The sequence below is a fragment of the Acetatifactor muris genome, assembly GCF_024623325.1.
Taxonomy (GTDB): Bacteria; Bacillota; Clostridia; order Lachnospirales; family Lachnospiraceae; genus Acetatifactor; species Acetatifactor muris.
Genome location: NZ_JANJZD010000030.1, coordinates 21,220 through 44,933, shown reverse-complemented (window position 1 = coordinate 44,933; position 23,714 = coordinate 21,220). Strand labels below are relative to the sequence as shown.

The 23,714-nt window shown below is 49.6% G+C and carries 20 protein-coding genes; 14 read left to right on the top strand and 6 right to left on the bottom strand.

Annotated elements, in window-relative coordinates:
- Positions 1–76: 76 nt before the first annotated feature.
- The 5 genes from NSB25_RS22305 to NSB25_RS22285 all read left to right on the top strand — a co-directional run bounded on the left by NSB25_RS22305 (position 77) and on the right by NSB25_RS22285 (position 6,873).
- Positions 77–748, top strand: a complete 672-nt coding sequence (locus tag NSB25_RS22305) for a response regulator transcription factor (RefSeq protein WP_103241688.1) — start codon at positions 77–79, stop codon at positions 746–748.
- 5 nt (positions 749–753) lie between these two features.
- The gene (locus tag NSB25_RS22300; protein WP_103241654.1) at positions 754–1,761 is read left to right on the top strand and encodes a sensor histidine kinase; all 1,008 of its coding nucleotides are present in this window, start codon (positions 754–756) and stop codon (positions 1,759–1,761) included.
- Positions 1,762–2,108: 347 nt separating this feature from the next.
- On the top strand, positions 2,109–2,873 hold the full coding sequence (locus tag NSB25_RS22295) for an ABC transporter ATP-binding protein (protein WP_103241655.1): 765 nt from the start codon (positions 2,109–2,111) through the stop codon (positions 2,871–2,873).
- On the top strand, positions 2,870–4,870 hold the full coding sequence (locus tag NSB25_RS22290; protein ID WP_103241656.1) for an ABC transporter permease: 2,001 nt from the start codon (positions 2,870–2,872) through the stop codon (positions 4,868–4,870). The genes NSB25_RS22295 and NSB25_RS22290 overlap by 4 nt, the downstream gene beginning before the upstream one ends.
- A gap of 251 nt (positions 4,871–5,121) precedes the next feature.
- Positions 5,122–6,873 (top strand): glycoside hydrolase family 35 protein, encoded by a 1,752-nt coding sequence (locus tag NSB25_RS22285; protein ID WP_103241657.1) that lies wholly within the window; start codon positions 5,122–5,124, stop codon positions 6,871–6,873.
- An 11-nt stretch (positions 6,874–6,884) separates the two neighbouring features.
- Here the strand turns inward: NSB25_RS22285 and NSB25_RS22280 are convergent, their stop codons facing one another.
- A complete protein-coding gene (locus NSB25_RS22280; RefSeq protein ID WP_103241658.1) occupies positions 6,885–8,120 on the bottom strand; it encodes an AI-2E family transporter in 1,236 nt (411 codons plus the stop codon).
- A 226-nt stretch (positions 8,121–8,346) separates the two neighbouring features.
- Here NSB25_RS22280 and NSB25_RS22275 point away from each other — a divergent pair, with 226 nt between their 5' ends.
- Complete coding sequence (locus NSB25_RS22275; RefSeq protein ID WP_103241659.1) at positions 8,347–9,930, top strand: AAA family ATPase; 1,584 nt, start codon at positions 8,347–8,349, stop codon at positions 9,928–9,930.
- A 12-nt stretch (positions 9,931–9,942) separates the two neighbouring features.
- Here NSB25_RS22275 and NSB25_RS22270 read toward each other — a convergent pair whose 3' ends face one another.
- Positions 9,943–10,344, bottom strand: coding sequence for an ATP-binding cassette domain-containing protein (locus NSB25_RS22270; RefSeq protein WP_242982570.1), 402 nt, complete (start codon positions 10,342–10,344; stop codon positions 9,943–9,945).
- On the bottom strand, positions 10,251–10,949 hold the full coding sequence (locus tag NSB25_RS22265; protein ID WP_242982571.1) for an ABC transporter ATP-binding protein: 699 nt from the start codon (positions 10,947–10,949) through the stop codon (positions 10,251–10,253). Before NSB25_RS22265 ends, NSB25_RS22270 begins: the two co-directional genes overlap by 94 nt.
- Before the next feature lie 208 nt (positions 10,950–11,157).
- Between NSB25_RS22265 and NSB25_RS22260 the strand changes: the two genes are divergently transcribed.
- The 3 genes from NSB25_RS22260 (at position 11,158) to buk (ending at position 13,915) form a co-directional block, all read left to right on the top strand.
- Entirely contained in the window at positions 11,158–11,631 is a 474-nt protein-coding gene (locus tag NSB25_RS22260) for an NUDIX hydrolase (protein WP_103241661.1), read from the top strand.
- A 166-nt stretch (positions 11,632–11,797) separates the two neighbouring features.
- The gene (ptb, locus tag NSB25_RS22255; protein ID WP_103241662.1) at positions 11,798–12,814 is read left to right on the top strand and encodes a phosphate butyryltransferase; all 1,017 of its coding nucleotides are present in this window, start codon (positions 11,798–11,800) and stop codon (positions 12,812–12,814) included.
- Positions 12,815–12,847: 33 nt separating this feature from the next.
- Positions 12,848–13,915 (top strand): butyrate kinase, encoded by a 1,068-nt coding sequence (gene buk, locus NSB25_RS22250; protein WP_103241663.1) that lies wholly within the window; start codon positions 12,848–12,850, stop codon positions 13,913–13,915.
- A gap of 72 nt (positions 13,916–13,987) precedes the next feature.
- Here the strand turns inward: buk and NSB25_RS22245 are convergent, their stop codons facing one another.
- The 3 genes from NSB25_RS22245 to NSB25_RS22235 form a co-directional block, all read right to left on the bottom strand.
- Positions 13,988–14,464: a GNAT family N-acetyltransferase gene (locus tag NSB25_RS22245; RefSeq protein WP_103241664.1), complete on the bottom strand. Its 477-nt coding sequence runs from the start codon at positions 14,462–14,464 to the stop codon at positions 13,988–13,990.
- A 147-nt stretch (positions 14,465–14,611) separates the two neighbouring features.
- The gene (gene uxaC, locus NSB25_RS22240) at positions 14,612–16,021 is read right to left on the bottom strand and encodes a glucuronate isomerase (RefSeq protein WP_103241689.1); all 1,410 of its coding nucleotides are present in this window, start codon (positions 16,019–16,021) and stop codon (positions 14,612–14,614) included.
- 81 nt (positions 16,022–16,102) lie between these two features.
- The gene (locus NSB25_RS22235) at positions 16,103–17,107 is read right to left on the bottom strand and encodes a LacI family DNA-binding transcriptional regulator (protein WP_103241665.1); all 1,005 of its coding nucleotides are present in this window, start codon (positions 17,105–17,107) and stop codon (positions 16,103–16,105) included.
- 301 nt (positions 17,108–17,408) lie between these two features.
- Here NSB25_RS22235 and NSB25_RS22230 point away from each other — a divergent pair, with 301 nt between their 5' ends.
- The 5 genes from NSB25_RS22230 to NSB25_RS22210 all read left to right on the top strand — a co-directional run bounded on the left by NSB25_RS22230 (position 17,409) and on the right by NSB25_RS22210 (position 23,705).
- Entirely contained in the window at positions 17,409–18,869 is a 1,461-nt protein-coding gene (locus NSB25_RS22230; RefSeq protein WP_103241666.1) for a tagaturonate reductase, read from the top strand.
- Positions 18,854–20,392: a UxaA family hydrolase gene (locus tag NSB25_RS22225; RefSeq protein WP_103241667.1), complete on the top strand. Its 1,539-nt coding sequence runs from the start codon at positions 18,854–18,856 to the stop codon at positions 20,390–20,392. The genes NSB25_RS22230 and NSB25_RS22225 overlap by 16 nt, the downstream gene beginning before the upstream one ends.
- A 547-nt stretch (positions 20,393–20,939) precedes the next feature.
- A complete protein-coding gene (locus NSB25_RS22220) occupies positions 20,940–21,260 on the top strand; it encodes a PadR family transcriptional regulator (protein WP_103241690.1) in 321 nt (106 codons plus the stop codon).
- The gene (locus NSB25_RS22215) at positions 21,254–21,994 is read left to right on the top strand and encodes a DUF2812 domain-containing protein (RefSeq protein ID WP_103241668.1); all 741 of its coding nucleotides are present in this window, start codon (positions 21,254–21,256) and stop codon (positions 21,992–21,994) included. Before NSB25_RS22220 ends, NSB25_RS22215 begins: the two co-directional genes overlap by 7 nt.
- 85 nt (positions 21,995–22,079) lie before the next feature.
- Positions 22,080–23,705: a hypothetical protein gene (locus NSB25_RS22210; RefSeq protein WP_103241669.1), complete on the top strand. Its 1,626-nt coding sequence runs from the start codon at positions 22,080–22,082 to the stop codon at positions 23,703–23,705.
- The last annotated feature ends 9 nt before the right edge of the window (positions 23,706–23,714 follow it).

The following is a 23,714-nucleotide window of genomic DNA, read 5'->3' as shown; positions in this document are numbered from 1 at the left end:
AAACGGAGTAATTGGCACTTGCCGCCGGGTAAGCGGCCTGATACAATGTACAGAAAGCAAACGAATGGAGAGAAAAATGTATCGTATTATGATAATTGAAGATGACGCGGCAATGGCGAAGGCAATGCAAAAGCAAATCGAAGCCTGGGGACATGAAGTCAGATGTGTGGAAGACTTCCGGAATATTATCCATGCCTTTGGGGAATATGACCCGCACATGGTACTGATGGATATTATGCTGCCCTTTTTTAACGGCTATCACTGGTGCAGCGAGATTCGCAGGATTTCCAATGTGCCGGTGATTTTCATTTCTTCCGCTTCCGATAATATGAATATTGTCATGGCCATGAATATGGGAGGGGATGATTTTATTCCGAAGCCGGTAGATTTGGAAGTGATGATGGCCAAAATACAGGCCGTACTGCGCAGGACCTATGATATGGCCGGAAAGACACCCATGCTGGAGCACAGAGGTGCGATTTTGAATCTGAACAATACTTCTCTTACCTATAACGGAGAAAGGCTGGAACTGACCAGAAATGAATTCCGTATCCTGCAGACCCTTCTGGAAAATAAGGGCAGAATCGTCAGTCGGGACACTTTGATGACGAAGCTGTGGCAGATGGATTCCTATGTGGAGGAAAATACACTGACGGTGAACGTCACGAGGCTTCGGAAGAAGCTGGAGGCGGCCGGACTGAACGATTTTATCACCACAAAGGTGGGCAGCGGCTATATTGTGGGGTGAAAGGTATGAAAAAAGGAAAATGGTACCATATTCTGGGGAAGTTCTGCATGCAGTATTGGATGACCGCATTGATGTTTGTACTGTATGGCGGCATCTTTGCGGCTATCTTTATTCTGTATGAACTGGAGACAGAGGCTGTGCTGTATGCGGCGGGACTGTGCGGTCTGTTCACTGTGGCGGTATTGCCGGTGCGGTTTGTTTTCTATTGGAAAGCGTATGGCCGGAGGCAGAGAATTCTCCGGAATGTGGAAATCGCTCTGGAGGAACTGCCGGAACCAAAGTCACTGGCGGAAGAAGATTATCAGGAGATGCTCCGAAAGCTGAAAGGAAGTTATGATGCCAATCTGACAGCCTGGCAGAATGAGCGGCAGGAAAGCATGGACTATTACACCACCTGGGTGCACCAGATCAAGACACCCATCTCCGTGATGCGGATGACTCTGCAGGGGGAGGACACGGAGGAACACCGGGAACTGCAGGCTGAACTGTTCCGAATCGAGCAGTATGTGGAAATGGCGCTGAACTGGATACGGCTGGGAGGCGGGGTTTCGGACTTTGTGTTCCGTGAGTGTGGACTGGACGGAATTATCAGGCAGGCAGTCCATAAATATGCGCCGCAGTTTATCAGAAAGAGATTACGGCTTTCTTACGAACCTGTGGATAGTATCGTGCTCACGGATGAAAAATGGCTGTTGTTTATCATCGAACAGATTCTTTCCAACGCTGTCAAATATACCCGAAAGGGCGGCGTGAAAATTACAGTCACACAAAATAAGGTTCTTCAGATTGCAGATACGGGTATCGGAATTGCTCCGGAGGATGTGCCCAGGATTTTCGAGAAGGGATTTACCGGGTATAACGGCAGAGCGGATAAAAAGTCCACGGGACTGGGACTTTATCTGTGCAGTCTGACTGCGGACAGGCTTTCTCACAGAATCACCGTGGAATCCACAGTGGGGAAGGGGACCGTGTTTTCGCTGGACCTGCACAGGAACGCGCTTGAGGTGGAGTAGACGAAGTGCTGTCCGGCAGAGCGAAAAGCAGAGGCGGGAAGTAAGGCCTTACAAAAATGTCACATGAGACGGCAGAATTGTCACCCGATTCGATGGAGGTGCGTTCTGTCGTTTTGTATACTGTATCTGTCCACCCCGGAGAAATTATGGACGCAAGTACTAAGCGGCCGGAAATTCTCTGCCCGGTATTGGGTATTGGATGGACAGATACGGAACTAAAATCAGTATCTGTCCACCTAATACCCCGGAGAAATTATGGACGCAAGTACTGAGCGGCCGGAAATTCTCTGCCTGGTATCGGGTATTGGATGGACAGATACGGAACTTAAATCAGGAGGAAATCAAATATGGCATTATTGGAGGCACAGAGTCTTAGAAAAGTGTATACCACCCGCTTTGGCGGCAATCAGGTACAGGCATTGACCAATGTATCCTTTTCTGTGGAGCAGGGGGAATATGTGGCGATTATGGGGGAGTCGGGTTCCGGCAAGACCACATTGCTGAATATTCTGGCGGCGTTGGATAAGCCCACCGGAGGACAGGTACTGTTGGGAGGGAAAAGTCTCTCCGGTGTTAAGGAGAAGGAGCTCGCGGCATTTCGGCGCAGCAATCTGGGTTTTGTATTTCAGGATTTTAATTTGCTGGACACCTTTTCCATACGGGACAATATTTTCCTTCCTCTGGTGTTGGGAGGGAAAGCGTACGGGGAGATGAACCAGAGACTTCAACCTATTGCGGAGAGGCTGAATATCCGGGAGATTCTGGATAAATTTCCCTATGAGGTGTCCGGAGGACAGAAGCAGAGGGCGGCGGTTGCCAGAGCACTGATCACGAAGCCTCAGCTGCTGCTGGCGGATGAGCCTACCGGCGCACTGGACTCCAGGGCTACGGACAGTCTGCTGCGGATATTTAACGAGATTAACGAGGATGGTCAGACGATTCTGATGGTGACGCATTCCACAAAGGCGGCCAGCCATGCGGGAAGAGTTCTCTTTATCAAGGATGGTGAGGTATTCCATCAGATTTACAGGGGCAACAGTACAAACGAACAGCTGTATCAGAAAATATCGGATACACTTACACTGTTGGCAACGGGAGGTGAGCGTTTATGAAAAAAGGGTTTTACCCGAAACTGGCGGCAGGGAATATCAGAAAGAATGGAAGGACGTATATTCCTTACCTGCTTACCTGTATGGTGACAGCGGCCATGTACTATATTGTGCGTTCCCTGTCCCTGAATCCGGGTCTGGAACAGATGGCGGGCACGAATTATCTGAATCAGACAATGTTTCTGGGAAGCAGGATAATAGCTGTTTTTGCTTTTGTTTTTCTGTTTTATACCAACAGCTTTCTGATGAAGCGCCGGAAGAAGGAATTTGGCGTCTTCAATATCCTTGGCATGGAGAAGAAGCATCTGGCCAGAGTTCTGGGCTGGGAGAGTATTTATGTGACGCTGCTGGGCATTGGATTTGGACTGGGACTGGGACTTGCGCTGGATAAGGCAATGTATCTGGTCATCAATCTTGTGCTGGGAGGGGAACTGTTTTTTGGCTTTTTTGTCTCTTCGAAGGCAATTGTGGAAACCGCTTTGCTGTTTGCTGTGATTTTTCTGCTGATTTGTCTCAATTCTATCCGGCAGGTTTATAAGGCGAATCCGATTGAACTGATACTGGCGGGAAATGCGGGAGAGAAAGAGCCTGAAACCAAGTGGTTTCTCACGCTTGCCGGGCTTGCGGCGCTGGGCGGCGGATATTATATTGCATTTACAACCCGGAATCCGATAGCCTCTCTGCTGTTCTTTTTTGTGGCTGTCCTGCTGGTAATCGCGGCAACATATCTGCTTTTTACGGCAGGGAGCATTGCATTTTTGAAAATGCTGCGGAAAAATAAAAGATACTATTATCAGACGAGACATTTTGTAAGCATATCAAGTATGATTTACCGGATGAAACAGAATGCTGTGGGTCTGGAAAATATCTGTGTGCTTTCCACCATGGTTCTGGTGATGGTTTCATCCACCACATCATTGATGATGGGGATAGAAGATATAATCCGGACGCGATATCCTGCGGATTTCATGCTTTATTTTAATGGGGCGGCAGAAGCGGAAAACGAAGCGGCGATTACTGTGACCCGTGACCTGCAGGAGGAGAGGAATCTTCATGTGACAGAGGAAATCAGCTACACTTATCTGGCCTTTTCCGCTTTTTGTGACGGAGATACTTTTTCTGTGGAGAGGGATTTTACTTTGGGTTCGGCGGATGCAATTATTGCGCTCTTTTTCGTTCCCCTGTCGGAATACAATTCCCTCACAGGGGAAGACAGGATGCTGACGGAAGGGGAAGTCCTGATACATTCCGAGCGCCGGGAATACGATTATCCCACGTTGAAACTGTTTGGCCGGGAATACACCGTGGCGGGAAAAGCGGAAGAATTTGTGGGAAGTGGTATTTTTGCTGCAAATATTGCGACCACACAGTATATTATCGTGACAGAAGACACTTTCCGGGAAGTGTATCAGAAACAGCAGGAGGCTCTGCAGGAGGACGCCTCTGACATCCAGCAGGTATATGGATTTGACACAGACGCGGAAGAGGAGAGTCAGATTACATTTTATGAAGCCCTGAGGGAGAAAATGAACCGGACGGGAACGGCAGTCAGAGTGGAATCCATGGCAGAATCGAGATCTTCTTTTGTAAGCATGTACGGAGGCTTCTTTTTTATCGGTGTGTTCCTGGGAATTCTCTTTATCATGGCTACCGTACTGATTATTTACTACAAGCAGATATCAGAAGGCTATGATGATAAGGCCCGGTTTGAAATTCTGCAGAAGGTGGGTATGGACCGGGATGAGATTAAGGATACCATCCATTCCCAGGTACTGACAGTATTTTTCCTTCCGCTGGCAGTAGCGGGAATGCATGTTGCGGCGGCTTTTCCCATGATATCGAAGCTGCTTGCGCTGCTGAATCTGCTCAATACCGGATTGTACATTGTCTGCACAATCGTCTGTTTTCTGATTTTTGCTGTCATGTACAGTCTGATTTATCTTCTCACATCCAGAAGCTATTACCGGATTGTGCTGCTGTCTACGCAGCGTCGGCAATGACGGGAAAAGGGTGCGGTCATGGGAAGTGCCGGGGTGAAACTGGAATTTACAACTTGACAAGACGGGAATTTACATGTTAATCTGAAAAAAGAAGCGGTTTCTGTACCATTTGGCTGTTGAGGAGTCTTGAGTGGGTTACTCGCTTCTTTTTTTATATCAACCAGGTCATAGAGGTACATTTTCCGCCGGAAGTATAATTAAAGCCTGAACCGGAAGAGCTGAAATTCCGGGCGGCAGATTGAGAGGTAATCATGAGCTGTTTTGAAATCAGAGACAATTTTTATATGGACGGAAAACCGGTGAAAATCATTTCCGGTGCGTTTCACTATTTCCGCACGGTTCCGGAGTACTGGCGGGACAGGCTGGAAAAGCTGAAGAATCTGGGATGCAATACGGTGGAAACCTATGTTCCCTGGAATCTTCATGAACGGGAAAAAGGAAAGTTTTGTTTTGAAGGAATTCTGGATATTGAAAGGTTTATCCGGCTGGCACAGGAGCTGGGTCTGTACGTGATTCTGCGTCCCTCTCCTTATATCTGTGCAGAGTGGGAATTTGGGGGACTTCCGGCCTGGCTGCTGCGGGAGGATGGCATGCGGCTTCGGGTAAATGATCCTTCTTTCCTGGGGCATGTGGAGGAATATTATAAGGAACTGCTTCCCAGACTGACTCCCTGGCAGTGTACCAGGGGCGGTCCGGTCATTCTGATGCAGGTGGAAAACGAGTATGGTTACTATGCCAATGACCGCACCTATCTGGAAGCAATGAGCAGACTGATGACGGAAAATGGCGTGGAGGTGCCGCTTGTGACTTCCGACGGTCCGTTCCCGGAGAGCCTGAACGCAGGAAAGCTGCAGGGAGCGCTGCCCACAGGGAACTTTGGCTCCCGGACGGAGGAGCGCTTTGCGACACTGGAGAAATACACTGACGGGGGTCCTCTGATGTGTACGGAATTCTGGGTGGGATGGTTTGACCACTGGGGCAACGGCGGGCATATGAGAGGTAATCTGGAGGAGAGTGTCAGGGACCTGGACAAGATGCTGGAGCTGGGTCATGTGAATATCTATATGTTTGAGGGCGGGACCAATTTCGGGTTTATGAACGGCTCCAATTATTATGACGGGCTGACGCCGGACGTGACTTCTTACGATTATGACGCAGTGCTGACAGAGGACGGGCAGATTACGGAAAAGTACCGGAGGTACAGAGAAGTGATCGGAAAGTATACGGAGCTTTCCGATGTGCCGTTTACCACGAAGATTGTCAGGAAGGATTACGGAACGCTGAAGGTGAAGGAAAAGGTGAGCCTGACATCCACGCTGGAACGGCTGAGTCAGAGTGTCATTACCGTCTGCCCCTGTTCCATGGAGCGGCTGGGGCAGAATTACGGCTATATTCTCTATCGGACCGTGCTGCACACGGAAGAGAATCTGGAGAGAATCCGTCTCTGGGGCGCCAACGACAGGGCTGCTATTCTGGTGGATGACAGACCGATAATGACGCTGTACGACAGAGAACTGCTGGAAGAAAGAAAGCTGGAAACACCGCTTCCCACGGAGAAGAATGCCAGAATGGACATCCTGGTGGAGAACATGGGGCGGGTGAACTTCGGACCGCTGATGGAGAGACAGCGAAAGGGAATCGACCAGTGTGTGCAGATTAACGGACATATGCACAATCACTGGGAGCAGTATCCTCTGCCTCTGGACAATGTGGAGCAGGTGGACTTTTCCGGTACATATCTTTCCGGTACACCTGCCTTTTACCGGTTTACAATCCAGGTGGAGGAGAAAGGAGATACCTTCCTGGATTTTGCCGGCTGGGGGAAGGGCTGTGCGTTTGTAAACGGATTTAACATCGGAAGATTCTGGGAGATTGGTCCCCAGAAGAGGCTGTACATTCCGGCGCCTCTCCTGAGAATCGGGGAGAATGAGATTATTCTCTTTGAGACGGAGGGAAAGGCGGCGGAAAGCATTGCGCTGAGAGGAGAGCCGGATATCGGGTAGGAATGCAGAAACTATTTGCGGGATGAAGTCCTGGGTCCTTTATGCGGCCGGCTGCCGTTTTCCGGTGGTCCTGCCGCTTCAGCGGCTTCTTTTTTGGGCAGGGAAAGCGGCTTCTTCCCTGCATTTTTCTTGTTGACGCTCTCCCGCAGCAGCGTATAGCCGGAAGACATCAGGGGAATGAACAGCAGCATGCCGGAAACGCCCATGAGGCTGCCGCCCACACTGACAGCCATGAGCACCCAGATGGCAGGCAGCCCCACGGAATTGCCGACTACTTTGGGATAAATCAGGTTCCCCTCGATCTGCTGAAGTATCAGGAAGAGAATGATAAACCACAGCGCCTGAAGCGGATTGTCAATGAGTATCAGGAACGCTCCCACGGCACAGCCGATAAAGGCGCCGACGATGGGAATCAGGGCCGTAAAGGCAATCAGCACACCTATCATCAGAGCATAGGGCATCTGGAAGATACTCATGGAGATGACGAACATAAAGCCCAGAATGACAGCCTCCAGACACTGCCCGGTGATAAAGCTGCTGAAATTCCGATAGAGAAGGCTGCAGATTTCCAGCGTTTTCCGCCCTGCTGCTTCCGGCAGATAGGCGGAGATGATTCTGCGCCCCTGGTCTTCCAGGCGTTCCTTCTGGGCCAGAATATACAGGGCGAAAATAAAGGATATCACTACATTTACAATTCCTGATATAATACCGCTGGCTACGCTGAAAGTGGAGTTCAGCATATCGCCGGCCCCGTTTCTCAGAAAGTCAAAAATGCTGTTCAGCATGGAATCCCAGTTGATTTCCTCCAGATCCAGCTTGTTGATCTGATTCGTCAGCTCCGGATACTTTTTGGCCAGTAGGTCCAGTTCTTCCATGACCTGGTCCATAAAGGCGGGTATCTTTTTCCCGATTTCGGAAGCTGTGGAGGCCACCTGTGGAACTACTGTTCCGATGACCACGGTGATGACCAGAGCAACTGCCACGATGGAGAGAACAAGACACAGGGGACGTTTGCATTTCCGGGCGCTTTTTCCCTTCCAGCGGACAAGCATTTTCTCTTCGAAGATCTTCATGGGAATATTCAGAACAAAGGCGATGGCACCGCCCACCAGGAAGGGGGAGAAGATGCCGAATAAAAACGAAATTCCCTGAAACACCTGATTACTGTAGATAATAGCCAGGATTAAAAGCGCTGCCAGGAGCATTAAATGTCTGATCTGTCTGATTTTTTCTCTGCTGAATTCCATTTACACATGCCTTTCTTTTCCCGTAAAGGAAGGGAACTGTAATTAAATAACAGTTTAGCTTTCCGGGGTATATTTGTCAAGGGCTGATGTTACGGCTGATTCCGGGGGCTGGATTTTACAGATTGTATTTCAGTAAATTGTGTATTATAATTAAGAAAATCAGGAAGACAGTTCAGATACAAACTAAATGAAATAGCATTAATAAGCAGTTAAGGAGAGCGTTGCAATGGGAATATATTTTAATCCGGGAAATAAAGGGTTCCAGGAAATCCTGCAGTCTGAATATATAGATAAAAGCGGTCTGATTACATTGATCAATAATACTGTGGAGACTATGGCAAAGCTGACCTGTATCAGCAGGCCAAGGCGTTTCGGAAAGTCCTACGCGGCTAAGATGCTGTGTGCCTATTACGACTGCTCCTGTGATTCCCATGCGCTTTTTGATGACAAAGAGATTGCACAGACGGAAGGGTATCTGGCGCACTTAAACCAGTACCAGGTGATCAATCTGGATATCACCGGATTTGTTTCCGAGGCTACCACAATGGACATGCCGCTTTTGAACGTGCCAAATATGATAGCCGACGCAGTTCACAGGGAGCTGACGGAAAGCTATCCGGAACTGGCGGGGAAAAGCCTTACGGACGCCATGATCGGCTGTGTGGAACAATCGGGGAAAGAGTTTGTTTTTATTATCGATGAATGGGATGCGTTGATCCGCGAGGCCAAGGGCGATGCGGCAGTGCAGAAGAAATACCTGAATTTCCTCAGGGGATGGTTCAAAAACAGCAGTTTTACGCCGAAGGTAGTGGCGGCAGCCTATATGACGGGAATCCTGCCCATCAAGAAGGACGGCTCCCAGTCGGCAATTTCAGATTTCATAGAGTATCCAATTCTGGATCCCAACGGATTTGCTGAGTTCACCGGCTTCACAGAAGATGAGGTAAAGAAACTGTGTGAAGGTCATGGAATGAGCTTTGAGGACGCAAAAAAGTGGTATGACGGATATGAATTTTCGGATATTGGGGCAATTTACAATCCTTATTCGGTCATGCTGGCGATGAGAAAGAGAAAGTTTGGCTCTTACTGGCAGAGAACCTCGGCGGCAGAGTCGTTGCTGACCTATATCAACATGGATTTCGAAGGGCTGCAGGAGATTGTCTCCCGGCTGATTTCCGGGGAGGAGATAGAGGTTGACACGGAAAGCTTTGAAAATGATTTTGAGACATTTAAGAGCCGTGACGATGTGCTGACGCTGTTGATTCATCTGGGCTACCTGACCTGGCATGAGGAGGATGGGACGGTGCGCATCCCCAACGAAGAGGTGAGGGGCGAGTTCCGGAAAATACTGAAAGGCACCAATGCAAATCGGAAATGGATGGAACTGATCAGTCGCTCCCGAAAGCTTTTGGAGGACACCATTGCGGGCAAGGAGGAGGCAGTGATCAAGGCCATAGAGGAGATACGCGACACGCAGTACGCACCGACTTTCTACAACAATGAACAGGCGCTGCGGTATGTGATTAAGTTTGCTTATATCGCTGCGGTGGATCAGTACCTGAAGGTAGAGGAGCTTCCCTCCGGCAAGGGGGTCGCGGATGTGGTGTACCTGCCGAAACGCAGCTCGATGCTCCCGGCGCTGGTGGTTGAGCTGAAATGGAATAAGTCATCAGAGGGAGCAATCCGTCAGATTAAGGAGAAAAATTACCCGGCAGCGCTGGAGGAATATGGCGGCGAGGTGGTCATGGCGGGCATCAATTATGATGCAAAGAAGAAGATACACAGCTGCCTGATTGAAAGGAGGCACTAGCTGGCAGAGGGCTCAACTCCCCTGCGCAGCCAGGCCTGGCAGAGCGGAATCAGACACAGAGACATCTCCGTCGCTGTACCACTGCTCCTGCGCCTCATAAAGCCTTTTATACTCCCCGTCCCGTACAATCAGCTCCTCATGGGTGCCCGTCTGCACCGCCTCCCCCTCCTTCATCACCAGGATGCGGTCGGCAAGCTTTACCGAGCCCAGGCGGTGGGTCACGATGACAGCCGTTTTATCCCGGGCAATTTCAGCAAAACGGTTATAAATCCGCGTTTCCTCATATGGATCGATGGCCGCTGTGGGCTCGTCCAGGATGATCAGGTCATGGCTCCTGAAAAATCCCCGGGCGATCGCCACGCGCTGCCACTGGCCGCCGGACAGGTCAATGCCGCCAAATTCCCGGGAAAGCATGGTTTCATAGCCCTCCGGGAAAGAAGCTGTCTCAGTCCCTGCCATATCGCACACGCTGTCCAGCTGCGCTTCCCCGCAGTCTGTTTATTTTTCTCATACATTTGCTGCCCGCTCTTTATGGCCAGTCGGAAAAGGGGAACGGAAATCGCCACAATGGCCAGCCCGGCCCACCAGACCTGAGCCATCAGGATCACCAGCAGGGAGCACACCCGGTTGATCAGCTCCCAGGTGTCATTGTTCTCCACATGCCGGTATTCCAGCGCCGCCCTTTTCCGGGCGATCCCGGTGCGGTATACGCACTCCAGGCGTATCTCCATTTTCAGATTGACATAGCTCATCAGCTGCCAGTTCAGGTTGTTGTAGGCGATGATCAGAACCAGGCACAGCAGAGGCATCCGGATGGCTGCCTGTCCTGCCTTTCCCGCAAAAATATCCAGGGCGCTGTCGATAAAAGCCGCCGTGGCCAGCACCTGCAGGGACGGCAGCAGGGACACCACTGCCTGGTTGAGTATCTTTATGCCTGCATATACCGGGCATACTGTGAAGGGGATTCTCAGAAAATCCAGGAAATTATATTTTTTGTCATCAGTCAGTAATTGTTTCATTTCTGCCTGTCCTTTTTGTATCCTGATGAGTACAGATGACGAAATTTCGTTCTATACTGAAACAGGTATAGAATCGGGTTCCCTGTAAAACAGTGCACATCTACAATATCATTAAAACTGCAAACAACAAGGCGCATTCCTTTTTATTGTATTTTGCGGGAACACCATGTATAATAAGGAGAAATGAGTACACCGGAAGGAGTAAAAGATGCGCAGCAATCTGACAACACTTTGCTATATAGAAAAGGACGACAGCTACCTGATGCTGCATCGGGTGAAAAAGAAGGAAGATATCAATAAGGATAAGTGGATTGGCGTGGGCGGGCATTTTGAGGCAGATGAGTCACCGGAGGAATGCCTGCTGCGGGAAGTGCTGGAGGAGACGGGACTGGAGCTGATTTCCTGGAAGCTGCGGGGAATTATCACGTTTATTCCCGGTTCATCCCAGACAGAATATATGTTTCTGTACACTGCGGACGAGTATACCGGGACGATGACAGAATGCGACGAGGGAACTCTGGAATGGGTGGAGAAATCCAAAGTATATGATCTGCCCATATGGGAGGGAGATAAAATATTTTTCCGGCTTCTGGAGGAGGGGAGAGAATTCTTCTCACTGAAAATGCGCTATGAGGGGGACTGTCTGACGGAGGCTGTTCTGGATGGGAGAAATATTACATAATCGAGCTTAAACGCACAAACCACAGATGGGGACACTGATCACAGAAGCCGGATTTATAACGACCGGACAGCATTCGCCAATTTGCAGAAAACGTCGGACAGTATTGCATTTTGCTGTCTGCCGTGTTATAATTTTGCCCGAATAAAATACATTTCAGACAGGTTTCATGCCTATAAAAACAATAAAATCTCCGGGGACAGGTAACGAACATGAGAAGCAGGCAAAGGTCCGGCGGAGCGGAAAGAAAGGAAGCAGAGGAAAAATGAAACAGGGTTTTGATGACGTGATGGAAAAAGTGCAGAAATGCGGCAGGAAGACGGTGGCGGTATCTGTCGCCCAGGATTCCGCGGTTCTGGAAGCCGTAAAGGAAGCGAAGGCAAGAGGGATTGCCGATGCGATTCTGGTGGGAGACGAAGAGAAGATCAGAGAAGTGGCGGCTTCCATTGATATGGATTTGAGCGGCTACGAGATTATTCATGAGCCGGATATGATTGCAGCATCACTGAAGGCGGTAAAGCTGGCCCATGACGGCAAAGCGGACATGTATATGAAGGGGCTGATTGACACGAAGGATTTCCTGAAGAGTGTGCTGGATAAGGAAGTGGGGCTGCGCACAGGGAAGCCCCTGTCTCATGTGTGTGTATTCGAGATTCCGGGCATTGACAGACTGTTGTTCCTGACGGACGTGGCATTTATGACCTATCCCACTCTGGAGGATAAGGTGAATATCATTAAAAATACCATTCCCGTGTGCAATGCCTGCGGTGTGGATATGCCCAAAATAGCGCCGCTGGCCGCAGTGGAGGTAGTGAACCCGAAAATGCCTGCCACCGTGGAGGCAGCAGAATTAAGTAAAATGTGTGAGGAAGGTCAGATTCCGGGCTGTATCATTGACGGGCCTCTCTCGCTTGACCTTGCCATTGACCCGGAGGCCGCAAAGCATAAGGGCGCTACTGACAGGAAGATTCAGGGGGATGCGGATGTGCTGCTTTTCCCGGATATCCACGCAGGCAATCTGGTGTACAAGGCCATCGTACATATGGTGAAGATGAGAAACGGCTGCATTCTCACCGGAACGAAGGTTCCCGTGATTCTCACCAGCCGCTCCGACACCTTTGAGACAAAGGTGAATTCCATTGCCCTGGCGGCCGTGGTGGCGGAAGAATTGAAGAAGAACAGTTGACGCAGCGAGACGGAACTAAAATAGGAGGTATCTATGTCAATTAAAAGTTTAATTATCAACCCCGGTTCCACATCTACCAAAATCGGGGTATTTGAGGACGAGACACTGTTGTTTGAGGAGACCCTGCGGCATTCCACCGAGGAGATCAGCCAGTATGCCAATATCGTGGACCAGAAGGATTTCCGGAAGAAGATTATTACAGATTTGCTGGAGTCACGGAACTTTGACATCAAGAGCCTGAATGTGGTAGTGGGGCGGGGCGGTATGCTGAAACCCATTCCCGGCGGGACCTATGGGGTAACGGAGGCACTTCTGGCGGATCTGCGAAAGGGTGTTCAGGGGCAGCATGCTTCCAATCTGGGCGGTATCCTGGCAAAGGAGATCGGAGATGCCATCGGCGTACCTTCTTATATTGTAGACCCTGTGGTAGTGGATGAGCTGATGCCCATCGCCAGATATTCCGGTGTGCCGGAGCTTCCCAGAGTAAGTATTTTCCACGCTCTGAATCAGAAGGCTGTGGCAAAGCGGTATGCGAAGGAAATCGGGAAACCGTATGAGTCACTTCGGCTGATTGTAGTACATATGGGAGGCGGCGTGTCCGTCGGCGCCCATGAGAACGGAAAGGTCATCGATGTCTTCAATGCGCTGGACGGAGACGGAGCGTTTTCACCGGAGCGTGCAGGCGGAGTTCCCAATGGAGCGTTGATTAAAATGTGTTTTTCCGGGAAATATTCCGAGAAGGAAGTATACGGAAAGCTGGTGGGCAAGGGCGGTTTCAACGCCTACCTGGGCACCAACGACATGCGTGAGGTGACAAAGCGTGCCAATGAGGGGGATGAGAAGGCTGCGGAAGCCAAAGAAGCGTTTCTGCTCCAGGTGGCAAAGGATATCGGATCCATGGCCTGTGTACTGAATGGTAAGATTGATCAGATTATTGTAACGGGCGGTATTGCATATGGAGCCGATGTGGTGACGGCCCTGAAGGAGAGAGCGGAATGGATCGCACCCTTTACCGTATATCCCGGCGAGGATGAACTTCTGGCACTGGCCCAGGGAGCACTGCGTGTGCTGAGAGGGGAAGAAGAGGCGAAGATATACTAAGGTATGGGATGACAACCTGAAATTTAGCAGGGGATATTTTCTAAACTGCGGAAAATATCCCCTGTAGAAACATCAAAGTACCTGTTCATAATACATATCCAGTTTATCAGTTCCTTCGATAAGTGTGGTTTTGCCGGTTGCCGCAAAACCATTGCGCTCATAGAAAATCCGGGCCTTTTTATTTTCGGCGATGACCCAGAGAAAAATGGTATGGACCTGTTCCTGTCTGGCCTTCTGGATGACATGACCGATCAGAGAGCGGCCGATTCCCATACCTGTAAAAAAGGGATCCACATAGAAATCGCAGATTTCAATGCGGCCTTTGCTGTGTTTTCCGTTGATAATACCTTTCAGGATTCCATCATCATAGACCAGCATGTGCTGCAGCCGGCTGAGATTATGAAAATATTCTTCTGCCAGGCTGTATACCTGCAACTCGTTAAAAGATACCATATCATTCTGAAATATGGGCCGGTAGGCCGTACGTTTTCCGAAGACGATGATCTCCGCGATGCGGGGTATGTCCTTTGGTTCTGCTTTTCTGATCATGACGCTGGTCTTTCCTTATCTGTAAGTTTATTTTCCCATGAAAAAGACCGCCGCATGGAAATTGATCGTGCAGCGGTCCGCTGTGTCTGTAAAAAGGTAACAGTTCAGGACCTGTCAGAACTGTTCCATAAAAAGAGGTAAATCAGTTTAGATATCAAACTTGAAATATCTCTTCGCATTATAGTAAGAAATATCTTTGATGATCTCCGAAAGGGTATCCATATCGGCAGGGAATCCGCCTCCTTCCACCCACATACCGATGAGATTGCACAGGATCCGGCGGAAGTACTCATGTCTGGTATAGGACAGGAAGCTTCTGGAGTCCGTCAGCATTCCCACGAAGCCGGAAAGGTTGCCCAGATTGGCCAGGGAAATCAGCTGCTCTGTCATACCGGTTTTGTGGTCATTGAACCACCATGCGCTGCCCTGCTGAATCTTTGCCACGGCACTGGAATCCTGGAAGCAGCCCAGGATGGCGCCGATGGACTGATTGTCATTGGGATTCAGGCTGTAAAGGATGGTTCTGGGCAGCTCATCCGTTTTGCACAGGGCATCCAGGAAATCAGCCATCTGGGCGGAGGGAGCGTCATTGTTGATGCAGTCGTAACCGGTGTCAGGGCCCAGCTTTTCGAACATTCTCGTGTTATTGTCTCTCTTGCAGCCAAAGTGAAGCTGCATGGCCCAATCGCGTCTGTGGTATTCTCTGCCCACGAAAATCATGAAAGCTGTCTTGAACTTCAGCTGTTCCTCTCTGGTGGGAGTCATTCTGTTCAGTCTCTTTAAGAAGATGGCTTCGATCTCATCGTCTGTGGCAGGATAATACATCACATATTCCAGCGCGTGATCGGAGACAGAGCAGCCCATGGAAGCAAAGTAATCCATACGCTTTTTCAGTGCTTCCTTCAGTGCGGCAAAGCTGTTGATTTCTGTCATGCCTGCGGCTTCACACAGACGGTCCAGATAATCCAGGTAATCCGGTTTCTCGATGTTCATTGCTTTATCCGGTCTCCAGGCGGGGAGCACCTTTACGTCAAAGCTGTCATCCTCCGCGATTTTCTGATGCCATTCCAGAGAATCGACGGGATCGTCGGTGGTGCAGATCAGAGTCACATTGCTCTGCTTAATCAGATTGCGGACACTCATGGAGGGCTGAGCCAGTTTCTCATTGCAGAGATTCCAGACTTCATCCGCCGTCTTCTTATTTAAGACCCCATGGTAACCGAAATATCGCTGCAGCTCCAGATGACTCCAGTGAAAGAGGGGATTGCCGATGGCCTTGCCCAGGCACTCCGCCCATTTGCAGAACTTTTCATAATCGGAAGCGTCGCCGGTAATATACTTTTCGTCCACACCGAAGGAGCGCATGAGACGCCATTTGTAATGATCGCCTCCCAGCCACACCTGTGTAATGTTGTCGAAATGTCTGTCTTCCGCGATTTCTCTGGGGTTGATGTGGCAGTGGTAATCCAGTACAGGCGTACCCTCCGCATAATCATGGAACAGCTTTTTGGCTGTCTCAGATTCCAGCAGAAAATCTTTGTCCATAAATTCTTTCATGTCTTTTCCTCCATTCATCTTTTTCTCTTTTTCCTGAAAATGCCTGACATTATTATAATAATCAGCCATTAAAAACAACGACTATCGCGTGGTGCCTCTTGCGATAATTTCTCCCGAAAAAACGGTTTTCTTCGGCATTTCGTTTCCGTCCAGCACGCCCAGAAGTGTGGTAATCAGATGCTGGCAGAGAGTTTCCAGCTTATTGTCAATGCTGGTAAGTTCCGGTTCGCTGCAGACTGTCAGCATGGAATTGTTGTATCCAAGGACGGAGAATTCTTCCGGTACCTGATACTTCATTTCCTGTGCATATTTGACGGCTGCCAGAGCAAGGATATCATCCGAGGCGATGACGCCGTGAAAGGCCAGCCCCCTTTCGTGCAGCTGCTTCAGATAGTCTGTCATGGCATGAATATCTTCGTGGGAGCCCTGGTAAAACTGTGTCAGTGCATCTGCACTGCATCCCTTTTCCTCCATGGCGGCCAGATACCCTGCCAGTTTACGCCTGCCGCTGTAGGAATTGGAGTTATAAAAGTAAAGGATGTCCTCTATGCCGCTTTCAAGCATCTGCAGGGATGCTTTATACATGGAGGTAAAATCATCGGATACCACACTGTAGACATTCGGAACATCCAGCGCCGCATTCAGAAGCATGACAGGAATCTGGGCGGCCGCATCCGAAATATATTTGTTCTCGCTCTCCTTTTCATAAGCAAAATTGGAACCGGCCAGGATGATGCCGTCCACCTTTTTGGTGAGCAGCAGATTCATGGATGCGATTTTGGACTCCAGCCCATATCCCGTACAGCACAGGAGACTGTCATAACCGTTTGCCCGAAGCTTCTGCTCAATATAGTACACCGCTTTGGCAAGGTACAGATCGGAACTGTCCGCACACATGATGCCGATGGTTTTCATGGTATTCAGTCCCAGCCCCCTGGCAAAAGCGTTGGGAGTGTACTCGTATCTGGCGATGACATCCAGTACCTTCTGCCTGGTCTTGTCACTGACATTTTTACTGCCGTTCAGTACCCGGGAAACCGTGGCAATCGAAACACCGGCTTTTTCGGAGATATCATAAATTGTCATTGGCCTTCCTCATAAGCATGTAAGTAGTTTCAAAAAAGCTCTACCTGCATTATAGCAAATGTGTTTTTTTTTGCAAGATATTTTTTTAACAATTAGGATTTTTATATTGACGAAATAGAAAATACGCTGTAAAATGAATGATGTAAGCGCTTACATAGAAAGTGCGTTCAACCACGCCCCGATTTGACGGAAAGCGAAAGTATGTTCGAAAACCGAAGCCGGTGAGCGACAGAGCAATTCAGGATAAAGGCAGAAGGCGGGGTGGAAGGAGTGTCCGGAAGGTGGACGGAAGGGAGACGAAATGGAGATTTTAAACAAGGCAATGACGAACAAAAAGGAGAGGCCTATCAGAGTGGTACAGTTCGGGGAGGGCAATTTCCTCCGGGCATTTGTGGATTATATGATCGACATTGCCAACGAACAGGGCAAATTTGACGGAGACATTGTGCTGATCAAACCCATCAGCTTTGGAAGCCTTGACAGCTTTCATCGGCAGGACTGTCAGTATACCGTATCTCTGCGCGGTATGGTGGACGGCGAGGCGAAGATTCTCAACAGACAGGTGACCAGTGTGGCGGATGCCGTGGATGCATATGAGGAGTACGACAAGTACATGGGACTGGCCGAGATTGACACCCTCAGGTTCGTTGTCTCCAACACCACGGAGGCGGGCATTGTGTATGACGCTGAAGACAAATTTGAACTGAATCCTCCCAAATCGTTCCCCGGCAAGCTTACCAAATTTCTCTATCACAGATATGAGACATTTCAGGGGGATATGGACAAAGGGCTTGTGATGCTGCCTGTGGAGCTGATTGATGACAACGGCATCATGCTGAAAAAGTGTGTGATGCAGCTGATTGAACTCTGGAATCTGGGCGGAGAATTCAGGACCTGGGTGGAAGAGGCCTGTGTATTCACCTCCACTCTGGTGGACCGTATTGTCACAGGCTATCCCAGGGATACCATAGAGGAAGAGTGGAAGGCACTGGGATACGAGGACCGCATTCTGGTGACAGGAGAACCTTTTGCCCTCTGGGTCATCGAGAGTCCGAAGGACATCAGCGGCGAGCTGCCTCTGCCGGAGGCCGGCCTTCCCGTGATTTTTACAGATAATCAGAAGCCCTATAAGCAGAGAAAGGTCCGCATCTTAAACGGCGCTCATACTTCCTTTGTGCTGGCCTCCTACCTGTGCGGCAATGATATCGTAAAGCAGTCCATGGAAGACGACGATATCAGGAACTTCATGACGAAGATCATTTTTGACGAGGTGATTCCCACGCTGACTCTGCCGGAGGAGGAACTGAAGGAATTTGCGGAAGCGGTAATCACCCGTTTTAACAATCCTTATGTAAAGCATGCGCTGCTTTCCATTTCCCTGAACTCGGTATCCAAGTGGAGGGCCAGATGTATGCCCAGCCTTCTGGGATATGTGGAGAAGTTCGGTAAGCTGCCCGCACATCTGACCTTCTCGCTGGCGGCTCTGATGGCGTTCTATCACGGCACGGAAATCAGAGACAAGGCGCTGATCGGCCACAGAGACGGTCAGGAGTACAATATTCTGGACGACATGGAAGTGCTGGAGTTCTTCCGTGACAACTGTGAGAAGGACAGCAGGGTATTTGTGGAAAGCTTCCTGGGCAATGAGAGTTTCTTCGGCCAGAATCTGAATCAGGTGGCCGGTCTCACCGACGCGGTAACCGCATACCTGGAGGATATCAAAACAAACGGAATGAGGGCGGCATTATGCAAAATTTCCTGAAAATAAACGACAACGACAATGTAATTGTGGCACTGAACACGATTCCGGCAGGGGAAAAGGTGAGTGTGCCTGCCTCTGAGGGCACAGAGGAAATCACGGCGCTGGAGGAGATTCCCGCGGGCCATAAGATGGCAGTCCGGGATATCCCTGCGGGCGGCGAAGTAATCAAATACGGCTACCGGATTGGCAATACAAAGGAAGAAGTAAAGGCCGGCGCATGGATTCACACCCACAACGTCAGGACAGCGCTGGGGGATCTGCTGGAATACAATTATGAGCCCGTTTTTGCAGGCAAAGAGGAACAGGCGCCTGTAGGGGATGAGACATTTATGGGATTTGTGCGTCCGGACGGCAAGGTGGGAGTCCGCAACGAAATCTGGGTGATTCCCACCGTGGGCTGTGTGAACAATGTGGCCGAGTCCATTGCAAAACAGGCTGCCATGTGGGTTATCTCCCAGGGGGACAGGCTGAAGAATGTGGGTTCGGTGATTGCGTTTCCGCATCCTTACGGCTGTTCCCAGATGGGAGACGATCAGGAGTATACCAGGAAGATTCTGGCTGACCTCATCAATCACCCCAATGCGGCCGGTGTGCTGGTGCTGGGACTGGGCTGTGAGAACAGCAATATCGAAGTGATGAAGCCCTATATCATGGAAGCGGGGCATTCCGGCGCCTGTGACGAGAACAGAGTGAAATTCCTGGTGGCTCAGGATTGCAGTGATGAGGTGGATGAAGGCATTGAAATGATTAAGGAGCTGGCGGAGTATGCGGGTTCTTTTCAGCGGGAGCCTGTCAGTGTCAGCAAGCTGATCATAGGCATGAAATGCGGCGGCAGCGACGGTCTGTCCGGCATTACGGCCAACCCTCTGGTGGGCCGCTTCTCTGACCGGCTGATCTCCCGCGGAGGTACCACCATTCTCACGGAGGTGCCGGAAATGTTCGGCGCAGAGACCATTCTCATGAACCGCTGTGCCGACGAGGCGCTGTTCCATCAGACGGTGGATTTGATTAATGACTTTAAGAATTATTTTAAGAGTCACAATCAGACCATATATGAGAATCCTTCTCCCGGCAATAAAAAGGGTGGAATCTCCACGCTGGAGGATAAATCTCTGGGCTGCACACAGAAGTCCGGCAGCGCTCCGGTAAAAGGGGTGTTGCAGTATGGCGAGACCGTTCAGACCAGCGGCCTGAATCTGCTCAGCGCGCCCGGCAACGATCTGGTGGCGTCCACGGCGCTGGCGGCGGCAGGGGCACAGATTGTGCTGTTCACCACCGGAAGGGGAACGCCCTTTGCGTCTCCTGTGCCCACAGTGAAGATTTCTACCAATTCCGGCCTTGCCGGCAAGAAGAGGAACTGGATTGACTTTAATGCGGGAGTGCTGGCGGAAGACGCAGATATGGAGAAAGAGACGAAGGCTTTGTTTGACTATGTGGTGGAGGTGGCCTCCGGCAGATATGTGCGCAGCGAGGTGGCCGGTTATCACGACATGGCGATTTTCAAACAGGGTGTGACATTGTAAGCACAGACAAAGCCCCTGGAATCTGCCGGAACTGACAAGAGAGATATCGGCGCAGGAGCGGAAGAGGCATGAAACGGAATCTGTGATAAACAGGAAAAAGGTTTTCGACGGTTTGACGGCCGGGCGGAAGCCTTTTTTTATATCATAGGAAAGTCCTTCGAACTTTCCCTGTGATACAAAAATGCTCCGCAGGGATGCACACGCAAACGCAGAGAAAATTGTCGCTTGAAAGCGACGCGTTTGCGGCGCAGAATCCTGCAAAGCAGGATTCTTATTCGTACGATTTTACAGCGACTGTTCTTGACAGATATATCGGAAGGTGATATATTATCTGTGTGATATATCATCTTCCGATATGTTGTGCGGTACAATATTGAAGGCTTCTTCTTGACATAATAAGCCGCACTGTTATGGAGGACAGCCCCTTTTACAGTATGCCGAAGGGGTGCGGAAGCATTTATGAGTGGATGTTTTATACGGCCGTAAATGTTTTCAGGGGATTGTGGTAGAAAGGGATACTGTGGAATTCCAATCAGGAGGCGGGGAAATGGAGAGACACACACCGTTGACGGAAGCACTGTTTTACATTTTACTGTCTGTGCACAGGCCCAGCCATGGCTATGGAATTATCCAGAAAGTGGAGGAGCTTACGGAGGGCAGAGTGGTACTGGGACCGGGAACACTTTACGGGGCCATACAGACCATGTCGGCAAAAGGCTGGATCCGGATTTACAGCGAGGAGACGGATTCCAGGAAGAAAAAGGAGTACATCATTACGGAATCAGGCAGACATGTTTTCAAAGAAGAAAAAAAGCGTTTGATGGAGCTTCTGCGCAATGCGGAGAAAATGGAGGAAGGGACATGGTAAGATTTCGACTGTATTTTAATAAGGATAAAGAGACGGCATATCTGAATGAAATGGTGGGGAAGGGATATGCCATGAAGAACTTTTTTGCAGGTTTCTACCTCTTTGAGAGATGCCAGCCCGGGGAATACATCTATCAGGTGGATATTGGAGAAGCGATGTTCCAGGTGAGCCGGGATTACAGAGAATTCATGCAGGATATGGGTGTGGAAATCGTATGTACATGGGGATTGTGGGTGTTGCTGCGGAAGAAAGCGGCCGAGGGACCTTTTGTATTGTACACAGATGTGGAGTCAAATATCCGGCACTATGAGAGAATCCGAAGGATGTTCAAGACAGTTGCAATTCTGGAAGTTATCTTTGCCGCAGTGAATCTGTTCGGGGTTATTGCCGGAGGAGGTACAACTACCGTTGCCCTGTCGGCATTTTTCTGCTTCCTGCTGACCGCGCTGGCAGTCTGCTTTGTCCGTGAAATTGCCCGTGTGGACGGAATTCTGGAGGAACTCCGGGGGAGAATCGGCAGGGAACAGCCGAAGGAGTGCTGGAGAGGAGGGCGCAGACCTTCCTTATTTCTGGCCGTGGGGCTTCTGCTGAATGGAATCACTTATCTGATGCCGGCAGTGGAGGAGAGCAGCAGGATGGAGTTTCCTTATGGGTTTGTAAAGGGCTGTCTTCAGGGGGTGGCGCTGGTATTCTTTGTAATCGGAATTGTGAACACGATGCGGAGCGGGAGGTAGCCGTCTGGAACTCTCTTTACACCTGCCGGACTTTTTGCTATAATGAAGCCAGTTTCTGCGAATTTTCTGATATAAGGACGTATGAATGATGAAATCAAAAATAGCAAAATCCGGACCTTTTGTACTCCTGGGGCTGATTCTTCTTGCCCTGGTTTTTCTGAATGCCTTTTGGCAGGATCAGTGGCTGGACTCCGATATGGCCGCGGAAATGATTTTTTCCAGGCTGCTGGCGGAAGAAGGACATATATTCGGGACTGCGGACTGGTATTACTCCACGGAATTTCGCGTTTTGTATACCCAGCTGGTGATGACACCGCTTTTTTCTTTTATGGACAGCTGGCATCTGATCCGTATGCTTACTAATGTTACGGCTTATGTGCTGATGCTGCTCTCTTATTTCTATATGATGAAGCCTCTGAAGGTGAGGAGAAGTCTGACGGTACTCACAGGGGCTATTCTTCTTCTGCCCTTTTCCGAGACAATGATAACACATATGCAGATGGGCAATACCTACATGGTCCATGTGATTCTGTTATTCTTCTTTTTCGGTATGTTCCTGCGCCTGGTGAAAAGAGCGGAATCCCATTTGGTCAGAATGTGGGTAGTCAGGATATTGTATGTGCTTCTGGCTGTCGTTTTCGGATTGTCGGGAGTGAGATATCTGCTTGCCATGCAGTGCCCGCTTTTGATCGCTTCTGTTATCTATCTGATGGGCTCGGATGAATTTCAGATGTTTCGCAGGCAGTTTGGGGTCAGTCAGAATTGGGGGAAGTGCTGGAAGAGCATCTGGAAAAGTGATAAAGCAGTATATCTGTATTACAGTCTGCTGGGAGTGCTGGCAGCTGTGGCCGGTTACGGAGTCAATGTGTTGTGGGTGAGCAGAAAATTTGTGTTTCAGACTTATGATGCCACTAATTTTATCGCGGTATACCAGGGGATTTTGTGGGAGAGAGTGCAGAACGCCCTGGGCAGTCTGTTGATGCTTTTCGGATATATTCCGGATAAGGGGTTTTTGTCGCTGAGAGGACTGATTACCCTGATATCTTTTGTGCTGATTGGAATTTTCTGCTATTGTGGGGTCAGAACCTGGAAAAATTGTAAGAAGAGTTATGGGCAGCATTTTTTTGTGGTTTTGTTTCTGGCAGTTGCGCTGGCTGTGAACGTGTTTGTATTTGTGTTTACCACCAGTACCATGGTGCCCAGGTACTATATTACCATTCTGATTTTTGCACTTCCCATGCTTGCGATTTATTTTGGAGGGGAGGAGCCGCTGTTGGACAGGGCTCTGACGGGAATGCTTCTGGCGCTGTGCCTGTGTATGAGCATGGCCAAAGTCACCCTTTCTTTTCTCACAGTGGATAAAAATGCAGATAAGCGTGCGGCGGCAGCCTATCTGGAAGAGAACGGATATGATTTTGGGTTTGCCACTTACTGGAATGCCAATATTGTGACGGAGCTTACGGATGGCAAAGTGGAGGTGGGGAATATTCTGGATCCGGGGAGTCTGGAATATTTTAAATGGTCTTCTCCCGTGAAATATTATGAGGAAGCATATCATCAGGGAGAAGTATTTTTGCTGCTTACGGCTGAAGAGGCACAGGCTTATGAAGAGGCCAGAGCTCTGCAGAACGGAGAAAAGGTTTATGAAGATGGGAAGTATGTGATCTTTGTGTATGAGAATGCACATGAGCTGATGTCATTTGCCGAATAAGGGAATGGA

Bases quoted from the DNA above. Each gene is read 5' to 3' on its own strand.
- NSB25_RS22305 (WP_103241688.1), top strand. From the start codon at position 77: ATGTATCGTATTATGATAATTGAAGATGACGCGGCAATGGCGAAGGCA.
- NSB25_RS22300 (WP_103241654.1), top strand. From the start codon at position 754: ATGAAAAAAGGAAAATGGTACCATATTCTGGGGAAGTTCTGCATGCAG.
- NSB25_RS22295 (WP_103241655.1), top strand. From the start codon at position 2,109: ATGGCATTATTGGAGGCACAGAGTCTTAGAAAAGTGTATACCACCCGC.
- NSB25_RS22290 (WP_103241656.1), top strand. From the start codon at position 2,870: ATGAAAAAAGGGTTTTACCCGAAACTGGCGGCAGGGAATATCAGAAAG.
- NSB25_RS22285 (WP_103241657.1), top strand. From the start codon at position 5,122: ATGAGCTGTTTTGAAATCAGAGACAATTTTTATATGGACGGAAAACCG.
- NSB25_RS22280 (WP_103241658.1), bottom strand. From the start codon at position 8,120: ATGGAATTCAGCAGAGAAAAAATCAGACAGATCAGACATTTAATGCTC.
- NSB25_RS22275 (WP_103241659.1), top strand. From the start codon at position 8,347: ATGGGAATATATTTTAATCCGGGAAATAAAGGGTTCCAGGAAATCCTG.
- NSB25_RS22270 (WP_242982570.1), bottom strand. From the start codon at position 10,344: ATGCTTTCCCGGGAATTTGGCGGCATTGACCTGTCCGGCGGCCAGTGG.
- NSB25_RS22265 (WP_242982571.1), bottom strand. From the start codon at position 10,949: ATGAAACAATTACTGACTGATGACAAAAAATATAATTTCCTGGATTTT.
- NSB25_RS22260 (WP_103241661.1), top strand. From the start codon at position 11,158: ATGCGCAGCAATCTGACAACACTTTGCTATATAGAAAAGGACGACAGC.
- ptb (WP_103241662.1), top strand. From the start codon at position 11,798: ATGCCTATAAAAACAATAAAATCTCCGGGGACAGGTAACGAACATGAG.
- buk (WP_103241663.1), top strand. From the start codon at position 12,848: ATGTCAATTAAAAGTTTAATTATCAACCCCGGTTCCACATCTACCAAA.
- NSB25_RS22245 (WP_103241664.1), bottom strand. From the start codon at position 14,464: ATGATCAGAAAAGCAGAACCAAAGGACATACCCCGCATCGCGGAGATC.
- uxaC (WP_103241689.1), bottom strand. From the start codon at position 16,021: ATGAAAGAATTTATGGACAAAGATTTTCTGCTGGAATCTGAGACAGCC.
- NSB25_RS22235 (WP_103241665.1), bottom strand. From the start codon at position 17,107: ATGACAATTTATGATATCTCCGAAAAAGCCGGTGTTTCGATTGCCACG.
- NSB25_RS22230 (WP_103241666.1), top strand. From the start codon at position 17,409: ATGGAGATTTTAAACAAGGCAATGACGAACAAAAAGGAGAGGCCTATC.
- NSB25_RS22225 (WP_103241667.1), top strand. From the start codon at position 18,854: ATGCAAAATTTCCTGAAAATAAACGACAACGACAATGTAATTGTGGCA.
- NSB25_RS22220 (WP_103241690.1), top strand. From the start codon at position 20,940: ATGGAGAGACACACACCGTTGACGGAAGCACTGTTTTACATTTTACTG.
- NSB25_RS22215 (WP_103241668.1), top strand. From the start codon at position 21,254: ATGGTAAGATTTCGACTGTATTTTAATAAGGATAAAGAGACGGCATAT.
- NSB25_RS22210 (WP_103241669.1), top strand. From the start codon at position 22,080: ATGATGAAATCAAAAATAGCAAAATCCGGACCTTTTGTACTCCTGGGG.